This is a genomic window from Stenotrophomonas sp. FW305-C-20-S1, from assembly GCF_058783335.1.
Map to the genome: position 1 here is coordinate 1 of NZ_JBYTEK010000002.1, position 20,489 is coordinate 20,489.

Genomic DNA, 20,489 nt, shown 5'->3' on the forward strand with positions numbered 1-20,489 from the left:
GCAGCACGTCCAGCCGGGTGCCGTCGCCGTAATAGATCTTGAAACCGAAGCGCTCGGCGTTGTGGATCATCTCCACATCGTTGTCGATGATGGTCACGTCCACGTCGCGGGCCAGCAGCGACTGGCTGGCCACCTGGCCGAAGCGGCCGAAGCCGATCAGCAGCACGCTGCCGGACAGGCCATCGGCGGTATCCACGCCTTCCAGGCTGACGGTCGGCGTGGGCGCCACGCGCTTGTAGACCAGCACCACCAGCGGCGTCAGCGCCATCGACAGCACCACCACGGCAGTGAAGTTGGCATTGATGTCCAGGCTGATCACCCCGGCACTGGCTGCGGCCGAGAACAGCACGAAGGCGAACTCGCCGCCCTGCGCCATCAGCACGCCACGGTCCAGCGCCTGCGCGTGGTCACTGCCCATCAGGCGCGCCACCACGTAGATGCACAGCGCCTTGGCCGCCATCAGCGCCACCACCAGGCCGAGGATCATCGGCCAGTTGCCGGCCACCACGCCCAGATCCAGCGCCATGCCCACGCTGAGGAAGAACAGGCCCAGCAGGATGCCGCGGAACGGTTCGATGTCTGCTTCGATCTGGTGGCGGAAGGTCGATTCGCTCAGCAGCACGCCGGCCAGGAACGCGCCCATCGCCATCGACAACCCGGACAGCTGCATCAGCAGCGCCGCGCCCAGCACCACCAGCAGTGCGGCGGCGGTCATCACTTCGCGCGCTTTCGATTCGGCCAGCACGCGGAACAGCGGATTGAGCAGGAAGCGGCCGACCAGCACCAGGCCGACGATGGCGCCCACGCCGATCGCCACCGACATCCAGCGCGAGCCCTCGCCATCGGCGCTGCCGGCCGCCGGCGCCATCCACGCGACCAGCGCCAGCAACGGCACGATCAGCAGGTCCTCGAACAACAGGATCGAGACGATCTTCTGCCCCGACGGCAGCGCGATGTCGCCGCGCTCGGCCAGCAGTTGCATCACCACCGCAGTGGAAGTCAGCACGAAACCGGTGGCGCCGATGAAGGCGATCTGCCACGGCAGCCCGAACAGCTTGGCGATGCTGGTCAGCACCAGCGCGCAGGTGACGATCTGCAGCGTGCCCAGCCCGAAGATCTCCTTGCGCAGGCTCCACAGGTGCGAGGGCCGCATTTCCAGGCCGATGACGAACAGGAACATGACCACGCCGAGTTCGGCGGTATGCAGGATCGCCTGCGGGTCGGAGAACCAGCCCAGCCCGAACGGGCCGATCGCCAGGCCGGCGGCGAAGTAGCCCAGCACCGAGCCCAGGCCGAGCCGACGGAACAGCGGCACCATCACCACCGCTGCGCCCAACAGGGCGACGACCTTGACCAGCTCGCTGGTCGCTGCTTCTACCGCCATGCGGTGGGTTCCCCGGAAATCGAAATCGGCCTCAACGATAGTGCAACACCGATGACGGCAATAGCACGTGTGTTGCGTTTTATTGTCTTGGAGATGGAACGATAGCGGGAGTGGCCCTGGGCATCATCCCGAAACCATAATCGGTAGCGCCGGGCCATGCCCGGCGAATGTACCTGCGCGCAACGCTGCGCTCGCCGGGCATGGCCCGGCGCTACCGGGTTCACCCGCCCCGACAGAACGCGGCGTAATCGATATACCCCGGGAACGGCACGCCCGGTGCGCACAGCGGGCACTGCGGGTCGGGGCTGATGCGGGTCTCGCGGAAGCGCATGCCCAGCGCGTCAAAGCGCAGCAGGCGGCCCACCAACGGTTCGCCGATGCCCAGCAGCAGCTTCAGCACCTCGGTGGCCTGCAGCACACCTGCCAGGCCGGGCAGCACGCCCAGCACGCCGGCCTCGGAACAGTTCGGCGCGAACTCCGGCGGCGGCGGCTCCGGGAACAGGCAGCGATAGCACGGCGCCTCGCCGCGCTGGCGGCCCGCATCGAACACGCTCACCTGGCCATCGAAGCGCTCGATGGCGGCGTAGACCATCGGCGTGGCGTGCTTGATGCAGGCGTCGTTGAGCAGGTAGCGCAACGGGAAGTTGTCCGAACCGTCCAGCACCACGTCGACATCCTGCAGCAGGCGGTCCACGTTCTCCGAGGTGACCCGCTCGGGCACGGCCTCGACCTCGATGGACGGGTTCAACGCCAGCAGCCGCTCACGTGCCGAATCAACCTTCAGCTGGCCGACGCTGGCCTCGGTATGCACGATCTGCCGGTGCAGGTTGCTGCGCTCGACACGGTCGTGGTCGGCAAAACGCAGGTGCCCTACCCCGGCGGCCGCCAGGTAGAACCCGGCCGGCGCGCCCAGGCCGCCCGCCCCCAGCACCAGCACCCGCGACTGCTGCAGGCGGCGCTGCCCAGCCTCGCCCACCTGCGGCAGCAGCAGGTGGCGCGAATAGCGGTCGTAGAAATCGCGGTCGGCGGCGCTGGTCAGTGGCTGCACCAACGGCAGCGCCAGCTCGCGCCAGGCCACGGTGCCGCCGGCAACGGAGCTCACGTTCGTATAGCCCGCATCCAGCAGCGCCTGCGCTGCATCGGAAGAGCGCTTGCCGCTCTGGCAGATCAGCAGGATTTCCTGTTCCGGCAGCGGCAGGTGCGCGGCCGGATCGGCCAGCAGTTCATCCTTGGCCACGCCACGCGCGCCCTCGGCCATGCCGCCCGCGCGTTCGTGTGGCTGGCGCACATCGATCAGCACCGCACCATGGGCCACGCGCGCACGCGCCTGCTCGGGGGAAAGCTCTGGAATGCTCATGGCGTCCATTGTAGAGCCGGGCCCCATGTTGACGGAGCCGACGGCGCGTAGGACCCTCTGGCAGGTGAAACCATCGATCAATCCCGTACAGACCGAGCACCTGGTGCTCCGGCCGTTCTCATGCGCCGACGGCCCCGAGGTCTTCGCCGGCATCACGCCAACGCTGACCCGCTTCATGGCATTCGATCCGCCGGACTCTTTTGCGGCATTCGAAAAGATCGGCCAGGAATGGCTGCGCCTGATCGAGGAAGGCGCGGAATACACGTTCGTGATCCGGCATCTGCAGGACGGACGCTTTGTGGGCATCGCCGCCGTGCACCGCGCTACCGAGGGCGAACCCGAGCTTGGCATCTGGATAAGCGAGCGCGAGCACGGACAGGGCTACGGCCGCGAGGCAGTGCGCGCCGTCGTCCACTGGTGCGCGGAACGGCTCGCTGCGGTCGCCTATCGCTACCCGGTGGCGGTGGACAACGTGGCCAGCCGGCGGATTGCCGAAGCACTGGGCGGCCAGGTGGTCGGCACCGAGCAGAGCGCGAAGTTTGCGTCGGTGGCCTATCGGATTCCGGTGCCGGGGCTGCCTGGCTGAGGTTGCCGGCCAGCGGCCGGCACTACCGACAGGATCGCCACAACGAGAAAGGCGGCCCTGCGGCCGCCTTTTCGTGGATCACTTGCCCTTGACGTGCTTCATCAAGCGCCGCTTGGCCTTGACCTGCCGTTCGGTCAGCACGTTCTTCTTGCCTTCGTACGGGTTGGCACCCTCGCGGAAGATGAACTGCACCGGCGTACCGATCAGCTTGAAGCGCTTGCGGAAGAAGTTCTCCAGGTAGCGCTTGTACGACTCCTGCAGTTCCTTCAGGCGGGTGCCGTGCACGATGAAGGTCGGCGGGTTGGCGCCGGCCGGGTGCACGTAACGCAGCTTGGAGACGTGGCCGCGGATGGTCGGCGGCGGGTTGGTCTCGTAGGCCACTTCCAGCGCCTTGTTCACTTCGCTGGTGGTGAAGGTCTTGTTCGCCGATTCGTGCGCGCGGTGCACCGCACGGAACAGCTCACGCAGGCCCGAGCCGTGCTTGGCCGAGATGCGCACCGATTCGGCCCACGGCACGAAGCCGAGCCGCAGCGACAGCATCGTTTCGGCCTGCTCACGCTGGTAGTCGGTCAGGCCGTCCCACTTGTTGATCGCGATCACCAGCGCGCGGCCGGCATCCAGCACGGCGCCGAGCACGGTGGCGTCCTGGTCGGTCACGCCTTCGGTGGCATCGAGCATCAGCACGGCCACCTGGCACTGCTCGATCGACTGCATGGTCTTGACCACCGAGAACTTCTCGACGACCTCGTCCACGCGCGAACGGCGACGCAGGCCGGCGGTGTCGATCAGGCGGTACTCGCGGCCGTCACGCTCCAGGTCCACCGAGATCGAATCGCGGGTGGTGCCCGGCACGTCCGAGGCGATCATGCGCTCTTCGCCGAGGATGCGGTTGACCAGGGTCGACTTGCCCACGTTCGGGCGCCCGACGAAGGCGATGCGCACTCGGTTCGGATCGTTGTCCAGCTCTTCGCCGCTGCCCTCTTCCGGCAGGCGCTGGATGACCTCGTCAAGCAGGTCGTCCAGGCCCTGGCGGTGGGCAGCCGACACGGTCAGCATCTCGCTGAAGCCGTAGCGGGCGAACTCCGAACGCACGGTGTCCTCGTCGGTACCGTCGATCTTGTTGATCAGCAGCAGCGTCGGGCGCGACAGCTTGCGCAGCCAGGCCAGGATCTCATCGTCCATCGCCGACGTGCCCTCGCGGGCATCGACGACAAACAGGATCAGGTCAGCTTCGCCAGCGGCAGCGCGGGCCTGGCGCGTGGTAGCACCAGCCAGGCCTTCTTCTTCCTCTGCGATGCCGCCGGTATCGACGACGAGGAAATGGTTGTCCTCGTCAAGCCGGCAGACGCCATAGTTGCGGTCCCGGGTGACGCCGGGCTGGTCATGGACCAGGGCGTCACGTGTACGGGTCAGTGCATTGAATATGGTCGACTTGCCGACATTCGGCCGTCCAACCAGGGCGACCAAAGGCAGCATCGCGATTACTCCGTATTAATTTGCCAACCGGAATGCGGTCAGCTTGCCATCAACGTTCTGCACCAGCAGCACTCCATCGACGACGATTGGCTGGGCCAGAAGCGCATCACCGCCGCTTTTCGCCCGCGCCGCCATCGCGCCATCGGAGGCCTGCAGCCAATGCAGGTATCCCTTGTAGTCACCGACCACCACGTAGTCGCCGTGCAGCGCCGGACCGGTCAGCGAGCGCCGGGCCAGTGCGGTCTGCGACCACATCGCCGCGCCGCTGGCCTTGTCCAGGCCGAACACGCCGCCCTTGTTATCGGTAACGAAAACATTGCCCGAAGACACCGCCACGCCGCCGGCACCGCCGTGGTCGCGCGCCCACAGCGGGCGACCGGTCGGGCCTTCGATGGCCATGGTCTGGTTCTTGAAGCTGCTCACGAACAGCGTGTTGCCGTCGAGCACCGGGGCGCCATCGACGTCGGCCATGCGGTCCAGCTCGGTACGGCCTTCGCCGGTACCCACGTTCTGGTCCCACAGCGTGCGGCCGTCCTGCATGGCCAGCGCAGACACGCTGCCCTCGTCCTTGCCGATGAACAGCACGCCCGGACCGGCCACCACCGGCGCGTTGCCACGCACGGTCAGCGCCGGCAGCTCGCTGGGGTTGAACCACTTCTGGGTGCCGTTGCCGGCGTCGAACGCGGTGACGCGACCGTCATTGCTGCGCACGAAGACCATGCCCTGGGCAATGGCCGGCGCGGCGATCACTTCGTTGGGCACGCGTGCGCGCCACTTCTCGCTGCCATCGTTGATGTCCAGCGCGATCACCTGGCCATCGAGGGTACCGATGACCACCAGGTTCTCGCCGACGCCCGGACCACCGGACAGCCGCAGCTTGGCCTTCTTCTTTTCCTTCTTCGGCTCCCAGGTCCAGACCTTCTTGCCGGTCTGCAGGTCGATGGCGTGCACGCCACCGGTGATCGCCGCGGCGAACACGTGGCCATTGGCCACTGCCGGCCCCTGGCGCACGCCGATGCGGCGCTCGCCCTTGCCCAGGTTGACCGACCAGGCCTTGTTGACCTTCAGGGTCGGCTCGAACTTCACCAGTTCCGCCGGTTCCTGTGCCTTCTTCGCTGCTGCGTCCTTGCCGGCGAACCAGCCCTTCATGGTGCTGCAACCGGACAGCGCCATACCAAGCAGGAGTACGGTGGCGACGCGCGTGATCATGACCTTCTGACTCATCAAACCGACTCCGCAGGGGCGGCGACGGTGCCGCCGGCGTCCATAACCTTGGTTTCCAGCAGTCGCCGCTGCGGCGCTGCCACGTCCAGCGTCTTCAGCGCCTTCTCATACTGTTCGCGGGCCGCGTCACGCTTGCCCTGCGCCATCAGCGCATCGCCATGGATTTCCAGGCTGCTGCTGTCGGTGGCGTTGCCCAGCAGCTTGATCGCTTCATCGCCCTTGCCGGTAGCCACCAGCAGGCGTGCCACGCGCTGGTCGACCACGCGCTGCAGGTCGCCTTCGACCTTCACCGCGCGCAGGGTGGCCAGCGCCTCTTCATTCTTGCCGGCATCGACCTGGGCCTTGGCCAGCTGCAGCGCAGCCAGGTCGCCGTAGATGCTGGACGGGCCAGCCTCCAGCGCCTTGACCGCCTTCGCAGCGTCGTCGAGCTTGTTCTGCTGCAGGCCCACCAGGGCCTTCTGGTACTCGACATTGGCCGAAGCCAGCTTGCCGCCCTGATCCTTCTGGTACCACTGCCAGCCGGCAATGGCACCGATGGCGATGACTACGCCACCGAGGATGCTGGCACCATTCTTCCGCAGCCAGCTGCGGACGCGTTCACTTTGTTCGTGCTCGTCGAGCAGGTCGTCGATCGCCATGCGTACTCTCGCCCCGCCCATCGGGAGGGACCATTGGGATTATCGAAGGTGGTGAAACCGCGCCTCAGTGTGAAACCGGGACAACGGAGCCTTCAGAGGATACCTGAAAGCGCGCCACGTTGGCTCGCTGATAGGGCGTCAGATCGACGATAGCGCCATTCTGCTGAACCTGGACCGCCGAGGCGTTGCCCAGAGTGACCCGGGCCACCTGGCCGGGGGTGAAGCTGCGGGTCTCGCCCGCCTTGATCAACGCCTTCTCGACGCTGCCGCCATCCGGACCGGCAATATCGACCCAGCTGTCGCCGCTGAACTGCATGTCCAGGTTGGCGGCAGCGGCCGGCGCAGCGCGTGGCACCGGGGCCAGCGAGGCAACGTAGGGGGTAGCAGTCGGCTTGGTGACAGGTGCGGCCGCCACTTCGGCGGGCGCCGCGGCGGCGGACCCGGGACCGGCCGGGGTAACCGGTACGGCGGCCGGGATCACATCCAGCGAGGCGGTGTTCGGCGAAGGTGCGGTGCCATCGAAGTGGCCCCGGGTGGCGAACCAGACCGGGACCGCCAGCACGGCGGTAATACCGACATACAGCGCACGGCGGCCGAGATTCTCGGCGATCCGGCGCGCACGCGGGGTATGGGTGTGGCTGACCAGGGTCGGCGGAACCACCGGGCCAACCTGCGCCTGTTCCAGCAGTTCGCTGACATCGACGCCCAGCAGGCGGGCGTAGCTGCGCAGCTGGCCGCGCACGAACACCGGCGCCCCCAGCTTCTCCCACTGCTCCTGCTCGAGCGACCTCACCACTTGAACCGGCATGCGCAGGCGCTGGCCGACATCTTCGAGGGTCAGTCCGGCGGCCTCGCGGGCCTGGCGCAGGCGGGTGCCGCAGCCGGCCACAGTCTCGAGATCGCTCACAGTCTGGTCATCAATCACAATGCATCAACCCTGGAGTTAGGAGCCCGCGTCCTGCGGAAATTCCTGTCGAATCCGCTGAAGATAGCGATCAGATGCTGCCTGATCACCCAGTCGCGCCTCGATTTCAGACGCAAGTTGTAACACGGAACGCGTGGCCGGTGCAGCCGCAATCCTACGTTCGGCGAAGGCCCGGGCTTCCATGAACTGGCCGCGACGGAAGCTCAGCTGGGCCATCGCCTCCAACGCGACCGGGTTGCCAGGTACGTGGGAAAGGGAGGCGCGCAGGTCGCGTTCGGCGCGATCAAGCTGCCCGGCATCCAACGCACAGCTGCCGCCGTTGGCCTGCGCCTCGGCCGGCGTGGTGTAGCTGCGCGCCTGCAGCGCACGATCGAACCAGGCCAGTGACTCGGCAGCCTGTCCGTTCTGGCACAGCCAGGCACCATAATTGTTGAGCACGTCCCCCCGCTGCGGCGCCAGTTCGGCGGCCCTGCGGAAACCTTCCCCGGCCTGTCGGGTGCGGCCACGCTGATCATCGATGCCGGCCAGCAGCACCAGTGCATCGGGGTCGGCAGGCGCCAGCTTGATCGCATCGCGCGTCTTGCGCTCGGCCGCATCGAGGTTGCCGCTCTGCATGTCGCGGGCGGCCAAGGCGAGCAGATCCGCGGCGCGGACCTGCCGGCGAACACCTTCGGGGTCGCGGACCGAATAGACCGTCGCCTGGCTGGGGCCCAGCTTGGCCTTGGGTTGCGACTTGCAAGCGGTGACCGAGAGGGCCAGCACGGCTGCAAGCAGCGCCAGCCAGAAGCGGTCAGGCCGCGGCATCGCTCCCCTTCCCCGCCTGCAGCGTCTTGTTGAACTCGGCCTGGCGGCGCGTGCGATCCATCACCTGACCCTTGAGCTGGCCACAGGCGGCGTCGATATCGTCGCCACGGGTGCGGCGCACCATGGTCAGCACGTTGCTGTCGAGCAGGATCTTCTGGAAGGCGCGGATATGCGCTTCTTCGGAACGCTCGTAGCGGGTACCCGGGAACGGGTTGAACGGGATCAGGTTGACCTTGCCCGAATCCTTGGCCTGCACCGCGTTGTCGAACTGGCGCATCAGGCGGGCCAGCTCGCGGGCATGCTCGGGCTTGTCGTTGATGCCCTTCATCAGGGTGTATTCGAAGGTGACCGATTCGCGGCGCTTGTTGGCGCGCAGGTAACGTGCGCACGAAGCCATCAGCTCGGCGATCGGATACTTCTTGTTGAGCGGCACGAGGGTCTCGCGCAGCTCGTCGTTCGGCGCATGCAGCGACACCGCCAGCGACACGTCGCTTTCGGTGGACAGGCGGTCGATCTGCGGCACCAGGCCGGAGGTCGACAGGGTCACGCGCTTGTTGGCCAGGCCGTAGCCCAGGTCGTCGCGCATCACGCTCATGGCGCGCACGACGTTGTCGAAATTCATCAGCGGCTCGCCCATGCCCATCATCACCACGTTGGTGAGGCGGCGCATCTGGTGCGGCACGTTGCCCAGGTGGCGCGCCGCGATCCACACCTGGCCGATGATCTCGGCGGTGGTCAGGTTGCGGTTGAAGCCCTGGGTGGCGGTGGAGCAGAACGTGCAGTTCAGGCCACAACCGACCTGCGAGGACACGCACAGCGTGCCGCGGGTCTTGTCGGGGATGTACACGGTCTCGATGGCGTTCTTGCCATCCACGCCCATCGCCAGCAGCCACTTGTGGGTGCCGTCGGCGGAGGGCTTGTCGAAGATGATGTTCGGGACGAGGACCTCGGCATGCTCCTGCAGCTTGGCGCGCAGAACCTTGCCGAGGTCGGTCATCTCATCGAACTCGGTGACGTAGCGATGGTGGATCCACTTCATCACCTGATGGGCGCGGAATTTCTTCTCGCCGAGAACCTCGACGAAAAACTTCTCCAGGCCCGCGCGATCGAGGTCGAGCAGGTTCTGCTTGCCAGCCGTGGGTGCCGACTTCGGCAGCGGCTGGATGGCGATTTTCTGTACGACCTCGTTCACGGCATTACTCTCAGCGCGAGACGACTTCGGTGGCGGCGAAGAAGTACGCGATTTCAATCGCGGCATTCTCGACCGAGTCCGAGCCGTGGGCGGCATTGGCATCGATGGATTCGGCGAAGTCGGCGCGGATGGTGCCCGCAGCGGCTTCCTTCGGGTTGGTGGCGCCCAGCAGGTCGCGGTGGGCCAGGACGGCGTTCTCGCCTTCCAGGGCCTGGATCATCACCGGGCCGGAGATCATGAACTCGACCAGTGCGTTGAAGAACGGACGCTCGCGGTGCACGGCGTAGAAGCCTTCGGCTTCACGGCGCGACAGCTGCTTGTACTTGGCGGCCACGACCTTCAGGCCGGCCTTTTCGAAGCGGGCGTAGATTTCGCCGATGACGTTCTTGGCAACGGCGTCCGGCTTGATGATCGAAAGGGTGCGCTCCAGCGCCATGGGATGTCTCCAATGGAATCGGGCCGCTGATGGCCCGAAGGGTAACAAAAAAAAAGCCGCGTCGAAACGCGGGCTTAGCCTGATAAACGTGCGCGGATTGTAAAAGATAAAGCGGCAGGGTGGTAGTGCCGGCCGGTGGCCGGCATTGGGCGCAGGGGTCGGATCCCCGCAGGGGCTCTGACCCCATTACGGGGCCAGCACCGGGGTCGGAGCCCCGGGGGGATCCGACCCCAGCCACCACCCCATTCACCCACCTGAGCGGATTCTGACCAGCCCGAGCATTTTTGCTGCACTGCAAAATGCCATACGGTACCGTCTGGTTCTAGTATCAAACAATCGTTTGATTAAGGTCCGCCCGCCCGATGGCCAAGCCCGCCCACTTCTCGACCAAGGACCGGATCCTCGGCGCCGCCGAGGAGCTGTTCGCCCAGCACGGCTTTGCCGGCACCTCGCTGCGCCAGGTCACCAGCCAGGCAGACGTCAACATCGCTGCGGTCAACTACCACTTCGGCTCCAAGGAAAACCTGGTCAACGAGGTGTTCCGCCGCCGCATGGACGAGATGACCGGCGCCCGCCTGGCCCAGCTAGAGCGTGCCCGCAACGAACACCCCGGGCAACTGCGGCCGGTGCTCGCCGCCTTCGTCGAGCCGGCCCTGGCGCTGGCCCAGGACCGCCAGAACGGCGGCGCCTTCGTCCGCGTGATCGCCCGTGCCTACGCTGAAAAGAACGACAACCTGCGCAAGTTCCTGTCCGACCACTACGGCCACGTGCTGCGTGAGTTCGGAAAGGCGATCGCCACCTGCGTGCCCGGCCTGAGCAAGGAAGAGCTCTATTGGCGCCTGGATTTCCTCGCTGGCTCGCTGACCTATGCCATGGCCGATTTCGGGCTGATCAAGCGACCTGCCGGTGTCACCGAAACGGCGCATCGTGCCCATGCCGCCCATGAACTGATCCATTTCGCCGAGGCCGGATTCCGCGCCGCCGCCCGCAGCGGCAGCGCCCTGCCCGCCTCCATTGATTCCACCCAGTAACTGCTGACCAACAAAGGCCCTACACCATGTCCAATTCCCTGCTAGTCCGCCGCGCCGCCGTGCTGGGTGCCGGCGTCATGGGTGCCCAGATCGCCGCCCACCTCACCAATGCCGGCGTCGACACCGTGCTGTTCGACCTGCCTGCCAAGGAAGGTCCGGCCGATGGCATCGTGCTGAAGTCGATCGCCAACCTCGGCAAGCTGAGCCCGGCGCCGCTGGCCAGCAAGTCGCTGGCCGAAGCCATCACCCCGGCCAACTACGAGACCGGCCTGGAGCAGCTGAAGGACTGTGACCTGATCATCGAGGCGATCGCCGAGCGCATGGACTGGAAGCAGGACCTGTACAAGAAGATCGCCCCGTTCGTGGCCGACCACGCCGTGCTGGCCTCCAACACCTCGGGCCTGGGCATCAACAAGCTGGCCGACGTGCTGCCCGAACAGCTGCGCCACCGTTTCTGCGGCGTGCATTTCTTCAACCCGCCGCGCTACATGCACCTGGCCGAGCTGATCCCGGCCACCACCACCGACGCCAGCGTGCTGGAAGGCCTGGAAGCGTTCCTGGTCACCACCCTGGGCAAGGGCGTGGTGTACGCCAAGGACACCCCGAACTTCATCGGCAACCGCATCGGCGTGTTCTCGATCCTGTCCACCATCCACCACACCCAGGAATTCGGCCTGGGCTTCGACGAAGTGGACGGCCTGACCGGCCCGCTGGTCGGCCGCCCGAAGTCGGCCACCTACCGCACCTCCGACGTGGTCGGCCTGGACACCATGGCCCACGTCATCAAGACCATGGGCGATACCCTGCCCAACGACCCGTGGCATGAGTTCTTCAAGTCGCCGAAGTGGCTGGATGCGCTGATTGCCAAGGGCGCACTGGGCCAGAAGACCGGCGCCGGCATCTTCCGCAAGGTCGGCAAGGACATCGTGGTGCTGGACCTGGAAAAGCAGGACTACCGTCCGGCTGACCGCGCCGCCGCACCGGAAGTGGTCGAGATCCTGAAGATCAAGAACCCGGCCGAGAAGTTCGCCAAGCTGCGCGAGAGCCAGCACCCGCAGGCGCAGTTCCTGTGGGCGACCTTCCGCGACCTGTTCCACTACAGCGCCTACCACCTGGCCGACATCGCCGAGACCGCGCGCGACGTCGATCTGGCCATCCGCTGGGGCTACGGCTGGTCGCTGGGCCCGTTCGAAACCTGGCAGGCTGCCGGCTGGAAGCAGGTCGCGCAGTGGATCGCCGATGACATCGTCGCTGGCAAGAGCATGAGCAATGCGCCGCTGCCGGACTGGGTGTTCGATGGCCGCGATGGCGTGCATGCCGCCGAGGGCAGCTACAGCCCGTCGCGCAACGCCAAGCTGCCGCGTTCGTCGCTGCCGGTGTACCAGCGCCAGCGCTTCCCCGATCCGCTGCTGGGCGAGAAGTTCGCGCCGGGCGAGACCGTGTTCGAGAATGACGGCCTGCGCATGTGGCACGACGGCGATGGCATTGCCGTGGTCAGCTTCAAGACCAAGATGAACACCGTGTCCGACCATGTGCTGGATGGCCTGCAGGAATGCGTCACCCGCGCCGAGAAGGACTTCCAGGGCCTGGTGATCTGGCAGCAGAAGGAGCCCTTCTCCGCCGGTGCCGACCTGGCTGGCGCCCTCGGCCTGCTACAGGCCGGCAAGGTCGACCAGTTCGAAGAAATGGTGCACAACTTCCAGCGCACCAGCCAGCGCATCAAGTACTCGCTGGTGCCGGTGGTGGCTGCCGTGCGCGGCCTGGCCCTGGGTGGCGGCTGCGAGTTCCAGATGCACAGCGCCAAGACCGTGGCCTTCCTGGAAAGCTACATCGGTCTGGTCGAGGCCGGCGTCGGCCTGCTGCCCGCAGGCGGCGGCCTGAAGGAACTGGCCGTGCGCGCATCGCAGGCCGCCGGCCCGGGCGGTGACGTGTTCGCCGAACTGAAGAAGACCTTCGAGACCGTGGCGATGGCCAAGGTGTCCAACTCGGCGGTCAACGCCCAGGAACTGGGCCTGCTGCGCAGCACCGACAAGGTGGTGTTCAACAGCTACGAGGCCCTGTACATCGCCAAGGCCGAAGCACGCGCCCTGGCCGAAGCGGGCTACCGTCCGCCGCTGCCGGCACGCCGCATCCAGGTGGCCGGCGACGTCGGCATCGCCACCTTCAAGATGATGCTGGTCAACATGCTGGAAGGCCGCTTCATCAGCCCGTACGACTACGAGATCGCCGAGCGCATCGCCACCGTGCTGTGCGGCGGCAAGGTCGACCGCGGCACCCTGGTCGACGAAGAGTGGCTGCTGACCCTGGAGCGCAAGCACTTCGTCGAACTGGCCCAGCAGGAAAAGACCCAGGCCCGCATCGCGCACATGCTGAAGACCGGCAAGCCGCTGCGGAACTGACGGAAGACATCGGTAGTGCCGGCCGCTGGCCGGCAACCTCTTCCAACCCCTATTCAAGAGATCACTGCAATGACCAAGCAAATCCAGGACGCCTACATCGTCGCCGCCACCCGCACCCCGGTTGGCAAGGCGCCCAAGGGCATGTTCCGCAACACCCGCCCCGACGACATGCTCGCCCACGTGCTGCGCAGCGTCGTGGCGCAGGCGCCGGGCGTGGACGTCAACCGCATCGATGACGCGATCATCGGCTGCGCGATGCCCGAAGCCGAGCAGGGCATGAACGTGGCCCGCATCGGCGTGCTGCTGGCCGGCCTGCCGAACACCATTGCCGCGCAGACCGTGAACCGCTTCTGCTCCTCCGGCCTGCAGGCGGTGGCGCAGGCGGCCGACGCGATCCGCCTTGGCAACGCCGACCTGATGCTGGCCGGCGGCACCGAATCGATGTCGATGGTGCCGATGATGGGCAACAAGATCGCGATGGCCCCGAGCGTGTTCGACAACGACCACGTCGCCATCGCCTACGGCATGGGCATCACCGCCGAGAAGGTCGCTGAAGAGTGGAAGGTCTCGCGCGAAGAACAGGACGCGTTCGCCCTGGCCTCGCACCAGAAGGCCATGGCCGCCATCCAGAACGGCGACTTCAAGGACGAGATCAGCCCGTACGAGATCGTCTCGCACCAGCCCGACCTGGCCGACGGTAAGCGCATCATCACCCGCAACAAGGTGGCCGACACCGACGAAGGCCCGCGCCCGGATTCCTCCGCTGAAGGCCTGGCCAAGCTGCGCCCGGTGTTCCGCAACGGCCAGTTCGGCGGCACCGTCACTGCCGGCAACTCCTCGCAGATGAGCGATGGCGCCGGCGCAGTGCTGCTGGCGTCGGAACAGGCGATCAAGGATTACGGCCTGACCCCGCTGGCCCGATTCGTCAGCTTCTCGGTGGCTGGTGTGCGCCCGGAAGTGATGGGCATCGGCCCGATCGCCGCGATTCCGAAGGCACTGAAGCAGGCCGGCCTGACCCAGGATCAGCTGGACTGGATCGAGCTCAACGAAGCCTTCGCCGCGCAGTCGCTGGCCGTGATCCGCGATTGCGGCCTGGACCCGAGCAAGGTCAATCCGCTGGGCGGCGCGATTGCGCTGGGCCATCCGCTGGGTGCGACCGGCGCGATCCGTACCGCGACCCTGCTGCACGGCCTGCGCCGTCGCCAGCAGAAGTACGGCATGGTGACGATGTGCATCGGCACCGGCATGGGTGCGGCGGGCATTTTCGAGGCGCTGTAAGGTTCAAGGCGTTGCCGGCGGACCTGTCGGTTTGCGGAAGGGCCCGGGCGGGTGAGACTGCCCGGGACACGCCGTAAACCCGTCCCTGGGGGCTTGGCAGCGGCATCCATGCCGCTGACAGTCCCGGCCAGCCTCACCCACCCGAGCCACCCAACATTCCGCGCAGCGGAGGGATGAGCAAAGGTAGTAGATCCACGCCATGCGTGGATGCTTTCGGCCTTGGGGTCAGAGCCCTTTGCTGCGCAAAGGGATCCGACCCCGACCCACGAAAAAAGGCAGCCAATGGCTGCCTTTTTGCTCTTGCTTCTGCCTTTGATTCCGCCCTGCCCGTCCGCGCCCGCAGGAAACTGTCGAGAGGCGTGGGCAGGCCGCTGCAGGACCGTTGGCGCCATGGATGGCGCCATCGAGCCCCCAAGGATGGGTTTACGGCGTGTCCTGCAGCGGCCTGCCTGCGCCTCCCCCAGCTATGCAGTAAGGCGCTGCCGGAGCGCTTGAAAACCCTTACTCCGCCAGCATCGCCGCCAGCTTCTCGCGCGCCGGGCCGGCCAGCTTCGGGTTGTCCAGCGCGAAGCGGATCGTCGCCTCGACCAGCCCCAGATGGGTGCCGCAGTCGAAACGGGTGCCCTCGAAACGATAGGCATCGACCTCGTCGGTCTTCAGCAGTTCGGCGATCGCATCGGTCAGCTGGATCTCGCCACCGGCACCGGTGCGGGTCTGCTCAAGCAGTTCGAAGATCTTCGGGCTCAGCACGTAGCGCCCCACCACCGCCAGGTCACTCGGTGCGTCTTCCGGCTTGGGCTTCTCCACGATCTGCGAGATACGCCCCTTGCGGCCATCGAACGCCTCGGTGGCGACGATGCCGTAACTGGCCGTCTTGTCGTGGGGCACGTCCTCCACGGCGATGACGCTGGCACCGCTGGCCTCGTTGAGGTCGGCCATCTGCTTCAGCGCACCCGCGCCGCGGTTCCAGATCAGATCGTCGGGCAGCAGCACGGCGAACGGCTCGTCACCGATGACCGCCTTGGCGCACAGCACCGCATGGCCCAGGCCCAGAGCCTCGGCCTGGGTGACGAAGATCGCGCGCACGCCTTCCGGCAGCACATGGCGGATCAATTCGAGCTGCTCGTGCTTGCCCGCGCGCTCGAGCTTCTGCTCCAGCTCGTAGGCCTTGTCGAAATAGTCGGCGACGGCATGCTTGTAACGGTTGGTGATGAACACCAGGGTGTCACAGCCTGCTTCGATCGCCTCATCCACGGCGTACTGGATCAGCGGCCGATCGATGATCGGCAGCATCTCCTTCGGCACCGTCTTGGTCGCCGGAAGAAAACGCGTGCCCAGACCCGCCACCGGGAATACCGCCTTGCGAATGCGCTTGCTCATTGGTGCCTGTTGGCCTCACGTGCCGGAAAGGGCACAACCTTAGCGGATGAAATGTAAGCATCCTGTTCGATTGGCGAGAATTCCGGCATGGTCGCAAACAGGATTTCCTGGATCGTATCGATGTCGTACCGGGCAATGGCCTCGCGCAGCTTCGGCACGTTGCCCAGCACGATGTCCCGCGAGAACGAACGGACGCCGGCCTCGAGGATCTTCGGGTGCGCGGTCGGCCGGTAGTCCTCGTCGGAATAGAAAAGCGTCTCGTGCAGCTTCTCGCCCTGGCGCAGGCCGGTATAGATGATCGGAATTTCCTTGTAGGGCTGCTTTCCCGCCAGGCGGATCATCTGCTCGGCCAACACCCGGATCGGCACGGGCTCGCCCATGTCCAGGGTGTAGATCGCGCCGTGCGACGCCGACGCGGCCGCCTGCAGGATCAGCTGGCACGCCTCGGGAATGGTCATGAAATAGCGGCTGACCTCCGGGTCTGTCACCGTGACCGGGCCGCCCTTGAGGATCTGCTCGCGGAACAGCGGCACCACGCTGCCGGCCGACGCCAGCACGTTGCCGAAACGCACGGTCACGAAACGGGTGTGCGTGGACTTCTGGTCCAGGCTCTGGCAGATCATCTCCGCATAGCGCTTGCTGGCGCCCAGCGCATTGACCGGGTCCACCGCCTTGTCGGTCGAGATGAACACAAAGTGCTCGACGTGGGCTTCCAGGCAGGCGCGGGCCACGTTCTCGGTAGCCAGGATGTTGTTGCGCACGGCTTCACGCAGCTGACGCTCCAGCACCGGCACGTGCTTGTAGGCAGCCGCATGGAAAGCGGTGTCGACCGGGTGCAGCGACAGCGCGTGGCGGATCACTGCGGGATCGCCACAGTCACCGAGCACCGCTTCGATCTCGACATCGGGGAAGCTGCGGCGCAGCTCGCCCTCGATGGTCAACAGCAGCAGCTCACTGATCTCCAGCAGCACGATACGACCGGCGCCATGGCGCGCGCACTGGCGGCACAACTCGGACCCGATCGAGCCACCGGCACCGGTCACCATCACCGTGCGCCCGCCCAACCAGCCACGGATGAGGTTCCAGTCCGGCATGATCGGCTTGCGGCCGAGCAGATCTTCGATCGCCACTTCCTTCAGCTGCCCCGGCAGCGACTGCCCCTGCAGGATGTCGCTGAGCTTGGGCACCGTGCGGAACGGAATGCCGGTGCTCTCGCAGATGGCCACCACGCGCTGCATGCCGACGGCATCGAGCGAAGGCATGGCAATCACCAGCAGCTTGGCTGCGGTCTCGCGGGCCACTGCCGGTGCATCGTCCAGCGTGCCCAGGATTGGCAGGCTCTGCAGCTTGGCCCCTCGCAGGTGCGGCGCATCATCGAGCAGGCCGACCGGCTCGAAATTGCCGGACCGGCGCAGGTCGCGCACCAGGGTCTCGGCGGCCTGTCCGGCGCCGAGAATCAGCACCCGGCGCGCGCTCGAGTCGGACTGCAGCGACTGATAGTCCTTCCATGCCCGGTACAGGAGGCGTGGGGCGCCCAGCAGTGCCGACAGTGCGAACGGATAGATCACCAGCACCGACATCGGCACGCCGTTGAAGCGCTTCCAGGCCAGTACCAGAACAATGGCGATCAGGCCGATGAAGCTGGCCTTGAAGATGTTCAGCAAGTCGCTGACGCTGGCAAAGCGCCACAGACCGCGATAGAGGCCGATACGCCAGAACACCAGCCCCTGCAGCGCCAGTACCAGCGTGGTGTCTACGTTCCACAACGGCAATGCGGGAGCGTCGGCAAGGATCGAGTACCGACCCGCATGCAACAGCTGCCAACAGGCCCATACCATGAACAAGTCGTGGCAGACGATGGCCGTACGCGGCATCAGGCCGAGGATTCTGTCCCGCCAAGGTGAAGACATAGATCGAATAATTCCTTATCGGTGGCGCAATCCATTGCGCAGGAGGAGCCACAGCAGGGTCAGCGCGGCAAACCACGCGACCGCTACGGCAGCCTCCCACCTCGGCTGCAAATTGGTGCAGATATTGAACACTGTAATACTGAACAGGCCCAAAACAAAGTACATCCCTGTCACCAGGGCATGGCTGGCTCCTGCCTGCACCGCGCGCTGGTAGACATGCTGGGTGTGGGGTTCCATCCAGCGTTGGCCTGAAAGCATGCGCGCCAACAGCGTGAAGCCCGCGTCCACAAGGAATGCAGACAACGGCAGCAACAGCAGGATCCAGTTGATATCGGTATGCACTGCAGCGACAGCCAGCACGACGGCCACGGCGTAGCCCAGCGCGCCACTGCCGACATCACCCATGAAGATCCGCGCCTGCGGGAAATTGAACGGCAGAAAACCCAGGCAGGCGAGGCCGAGAACAACGGCCACCAGCGAATAAGGCCAAGGCAGCACGGTGGCAAAGCCCAGCGCAACGATGACGGCCTGGCTGCTGGCAATCCCGTTGATGCCATCCATGAAGTTCCAGATGTTGATCAGCGAGGCGGTGAAGAACAGCACCAGCAGGCTCAACAGCCAGCTGCCGCCGTGCATCTTGACCAGCCCTGCCAGCAAGGCAGCGGCGAGGAAATGCACCAGCAAACGGCGCATGGCTGGCAGCGGCCGATGGTCATCCCACCAGCCAATGCCGGCCACCAGCAGCAGGCCAAGGCTGGCAACAGCCAGGCTGGGCGCGGCGTCCGGCCAGAAAAAAGCGGCCACGGCCGCGGCAACCAGCAGACTGATCACGATGGCGATGCCGCCACCGCGAGGGGTGGCGACACTATGGCTGCGGCGCTCGCCGGGCTGATCCAGCAGCTGCCTGCGCAGCGCATACACGCGCGCCGCCCAGGTCAATGCCGCGCTGAGCAGGGCCAGGCCCAGCAGCGCGACCATCACAAGCCATGGCATGGTTCAGAGCACCGCGTAGTTCAACAGCGGCTTGACCGTGCCCCATTCCTTGCAGCTGGGGCATTGCCAATGGTGGGTACGCGCGCCGAATCCGCAGCGTGTGCAGCGGTAGGCGGGATTGCGCACCAGCAACTGATCGGTGATGTGCTTGAGGTCGTGCAGGGTCGCGGTGGAATCTGCGCCCTCGGCCAGGGTGAGGTCGATCAGCGCCGATTCGCCACGCACCGATGGGCGATCCTTGAGCTGGCGGCCGAGGTAAGCGCGGGCAGGTGCAACACCCTCCTGCTCTTCCATCAGACGGGTCAGCGCCAGCACCGGGGCGATGCCGCGGTAATGCTCGGTCATCTCGGACAGGAACGCGCGCGCGCCGCCGAGGTCGCCGACCTTGCGGTAGTTTTCCATCAGCGCCGGCAGCACTTCCGGCAGGTACTCCGGATCGTTGCGGGCGGCACGCTCGAAGGCACGCACGGCGGCCTCGGCGTTGCCTGCATCGGTTTCCAGGCGGCCCTCGATGATGCCGGCACGGACCGACATGGCATCGGCCTGGTAGGCGCGGGCAATGGCCGCCCTCGCCTCTTCCAGCTTGCCAGCGCCACGGAAGCGCTCGGCGAGCTCGCATTCAAACTGTCCGATCAGCTTGCCCATCGGCTCGCCGGTGACATCTTCGAAGCGGGTGGCGTTGTCGATCGCCTTTTCCCAGTCGCGCTCGGCCTGGTAGATGCCGATCAGGTGCTTGAGCGCCTGCGGTGCCCGCTGGTCCAGCTGTGCCAGTTCGGTGAACACGGTTTCGGCACGGTCCAGCAGGCCAGACTTCATGTAGTCCTCGCCCAGTGCCAGCAGCGCCTGCACGCGCTGCGCGTCGCTCAGGTCCTGGCGGTTGACCAGCCCCTGGTGCAGACGGATCGCGCGATCCACTTCACCACGGCGACGGAACAGATGACCCAACGCGACCTGGGTCTCGAAGGTTTCCTTGTCCAGCTCGGCGATGTGCAGGAACAGTTCGATGGCCTTGTCCGGCTGCTCGTTGAGCAGGTAGTTCAGGCCACGGAAATAGGTGCTGGACAGGTGGCTGACCTGGTTGTCACCGTGGCGTTGTCCGCCGCGGCGTCCGATCACCCAGCCGGCCAGGGCCGCCAACGGCAGGCACAGGAAGAACCAGAACCACTCGGAAACGAATTCCATCGTCGATCAACGTCCATCAAAAGATTGGGAGGGGGCAACCGGCGCCGACGGTGCGGCCGCCGACTTGTTGGCTCGGCGCAGCTGGCTGTAGAGCGGAATGACCACGCTTACCAGCACCAGGCCAGCGCCGACCACGACACCAATCAGCAGGGCGGCGATCAGCGCCACACCGACGGACGTGTTCAACTGGGTAAACAGCAGGTTGATCGACATGGCCGTCATGTTGACCGCACCGATGATCAGACCAAGGATCAGAACCGCCAGCAGGACCAGCAGACGAAAAACTTTCATGCG

At 66.0% G+C, this 20,489-nt stretch carries 18 protein-coding genes; 4 read left to right on the top strand and 14 right to left on the bottom strand.

Going from position 1 to position 20,489, the window contains the following annotated elements; all coding sequences use genetic code 11:
- Positions 1–1,384 (bottom strand): monovalent cation:proton antiporter-2 (CPA2) family protein (locus AC3WTC_RS01680; RefSeq protein WP_492710258.1); only part of this gene is annotated, 1,384 nt, incomplete at its 3' end.
- Between the two features lie 220 nt (positions 1,385–1,604).
- Positions 1,605–2,741, bottom strand: coding sequence for a molybdopterin-synthase adenylyltransferase MoeB (gene moeB / locus AC3WTC_RS01685; RefSeq protein WP_492710260.1), 1,137 nt, complete (start codon positions 2,739–2,741; stop codon positions 1,605–1,607).
- Between moeB and AC3WTC_RS01690 the strand changes: the two genes are divergently transcribed.
- Positions 2,740–3,327, top strand: coding sequence for a GNAT family N-acetyltransferase (locus AC3WTC_RS01690; RefSeq protein WP_492710262.1), 588 nt, complete (start codon positions 2,740–2,742; stop codon positions 3,325–3,327). The two genes, moeB and AC3WTC_RS01690, sit on opposite strands and share 2 nt — an antisense overlap.
- A gap of 78 nt (positions 3,328–3,405) precedes the next feature.
- On the opposite strand, the gene der is transcribed toward AC3WTC_RS01690, so the two are convergent.
- The 7 genes from der to ndk all read right to left on the bottom strand — a co-directional run bounded on the left by der (position 3,406) and on the right by ndk (position 10,022).
- A complete protein-coding gene (gene der / locus AC3WTC_RS01695; RefSeq protein WP_025874993.1) occupies positions 3,406–4,803 on the bottom strand; it encodes a ribosome biogenesis GTPase Der in 1,398 nt (465 codons plus the stop codon).
- A gap of 15 nt (positions 4,804–4,818) precedes the next feature.
- The gene (gene bamB / locus AC3WTC_RS01700) at positions 4,819–6,027 is read right to left on the bottom strand and encodes an outer membrane protein assembly factor BamB (protein WP_032977555.1); all 1,209 of its coding nucleotides are present in this window, start codon (positions 6,025–6,027) and stop codon (positions 4,819–4,821) included.
- Positions 6,027–6,665 carry a YfgM family protein gene (locus AC3WTC_RS01705; protein ID WP_492710265.1) on the bottom strand — a complete coding sequence of 213 codons (639 nt, stop codon included), beginning with the start codon at positions 6,663–6,665 and terminating at the stop codon, positions 6,027–6,029. The genes bamB and AC3WTC_RS01705 overlap by 1 nt, the downstream gene beginning before the upstream one ends.
- Positions 6,666–6,729: 64 nt before the next feature.
- The gene (locus AC3WTC_RS01710; protein ID WP_431602223.1) at positions 6,730–7,590 is read right to left on the bottom strand and encodes a helix-turn-helix domain-containing protein; all 861 of its coding nucleotides are present in this window, start codon (positions 7,588–7,590) and stop codon (positions 6,730–6,732) included.
- 18 nt (positions 7,591–7,608) lie between these two features.
- Positions 7,609–8,394: a type IV pilus biogenesis/stability protein PilW gene (gene pilW / locus AC3WTC_RS01715; RefSeq protein ID WP_492710267.1), complete on the bottom strand. Its 786-nt coding sequence runs from the start codon at positions 8,392–8,394 to the stop codon at positions 7,609–7,611.
- On the bottom strand, positions 8,381–9,586 hold the full coding sequence (gene rlmN, locus AC3WTC_RS01720) for a dual-specificity RNA methyltransferase RlmN (protein WP_025875003.1): 1,206 nt from the start codon (positions 9,584–9,586) through the stop codon (positions 8,381–8,383). Before rlmN ends, pilW begins: the two co-directional genes overlap by 14 nt.
- Positions 9,587–9,596: 10 nt before the next feature.
- Positions 9,597–10,022: a nucleoside-diphosphate kinase gene (ndk, locus tag AC3WTC_RS01725; RefSeq protein WP_008265389.1), complete on the bottom strand. Its 426-nt coding sequence runs from the start codon at positions 10,020–10,022 to the stop codon at positions 9,597–9,599.
- 362 nt (positions 10,023–10,384) lie between these two features.
- On the opposite strand from ndk, the gene AC3WTC_RS01730 reads away from it, so the two are divergent.
- The 3 genes from AC3WTC_RS01730 (at position 10,385) to AC3WTC_RS01740 (ending at position 14,730) form a co-directional block, all read left to right on the top strand.
- A complete protein-coding gene (locus AC3WTC_RS01730; RefSeq protein WP_025875011.1) occupies positions 10,385–11,053 on the top strand; it encodes a TetR/AcrR family transcriptional regulator in 669 nt (222 codons plus the stop codon).
- Between the two features lie 26 nt (positions 11,054–11,079).
- Positions 11,080–13,452, top strand: coding sequence for a 3-hydroxyacyl-CoA dehydrogenase/enoyl-CoA hydratase family protein (locus AC3WTC_RS01735; protein ID WP_032977563.1), 2,373 nt, complete (start codon positions 11,080–11,082; stop codon positions 13,450–13,452).
- 69 nt (positions 13,453–13,521) lie between these two features.
- Positions 13,522–14,730, top strand: coding sequence for an acetyl-CoA C-acyltransferase (locus AC3WTC_RS01740; RefSeq protein WP_025875015.1), 1,209 nt, complete (start codon positions 13,522–13,524; stop codon positions 14,728–14,730).
- A 501-nt stretch (positions 14,731–15,231) separates the two neighbouring features.
- Here the strand turns inward: AC3WTC_RS01740 and galU are convergent.
- Genes galU through AC3WTC_RS01765 form a run of 5 tightly spaced genes read right to left on the bottom strand, consistent with a single transcriptional unit; the run spans position 15,232 to position 20,486 of the window.
- The gene (gene galU / locus AC3WTC_RS01745) at positions 15,232–16,110 is read right to left on the bottom strand and encodes a UTP--glucose-1-phosphate uridylyltransferase GalU (RefSeq protein WP_025875017.1); all 879 of its coding nucleotides are present in this window, start codon (positions 16,108–16,110) and stop codon (positions 15,232–15,234) included.
- Positions 16,107–18,020, bottom strand: coding sequence for a polysaccharide biosynthesis protein (locus AC3WTC_RS01750; RefSeq protein WP_025875018.1), 1,914 nt, complete (start codon positions 18,018–18,020; stop codon positions 16,107–16,109). Before AC3WTC_RS01750 ends, galU begins: the two co-directional genes overlap by 4 nt.
- 15 nt (positions 18,021–18,035) lie before the next feature.
- Positions 18,036–19,013, bottom strand: a complete 978-nt coding sequence (locus AC3WTC_RS01755) for an MraY family glycosyltransferase (RefSeq protein ID WP_492710276.1) — start codon at positions 19,011–19,013, stop codon at positions 18,036–18,038.
- 3 nt (positions 19,014–19,016) lie between these two features.
- A complete protein-coding gene (lapB, locus tag AC3WTC_RS01760; RefSeq protein ID WP_032977571.1) occupies positions 19,017–20,195 on the bottom strand; it encodes a lipopolysaccharide assembly protein LapB in 1,179 nt (392 codons plus the stop codon).
- Between the two features lie 6 nt (positions 20,196–20,201).
- Complete coding sequence (locus AC3WTC_RS01765) at positions 20,202–20,486, bottom strand: lipopolysaccharide assembly protein LapA domain-containing protein (RefSeq protein ID WP_025875021.1); 285 nt, start codon at positions 20,484–20,486, stop codon at positions 20,202–20,204.
- Between the last annotated feature and the right edge of the window lie 3 nt (positions 20,487–20,489).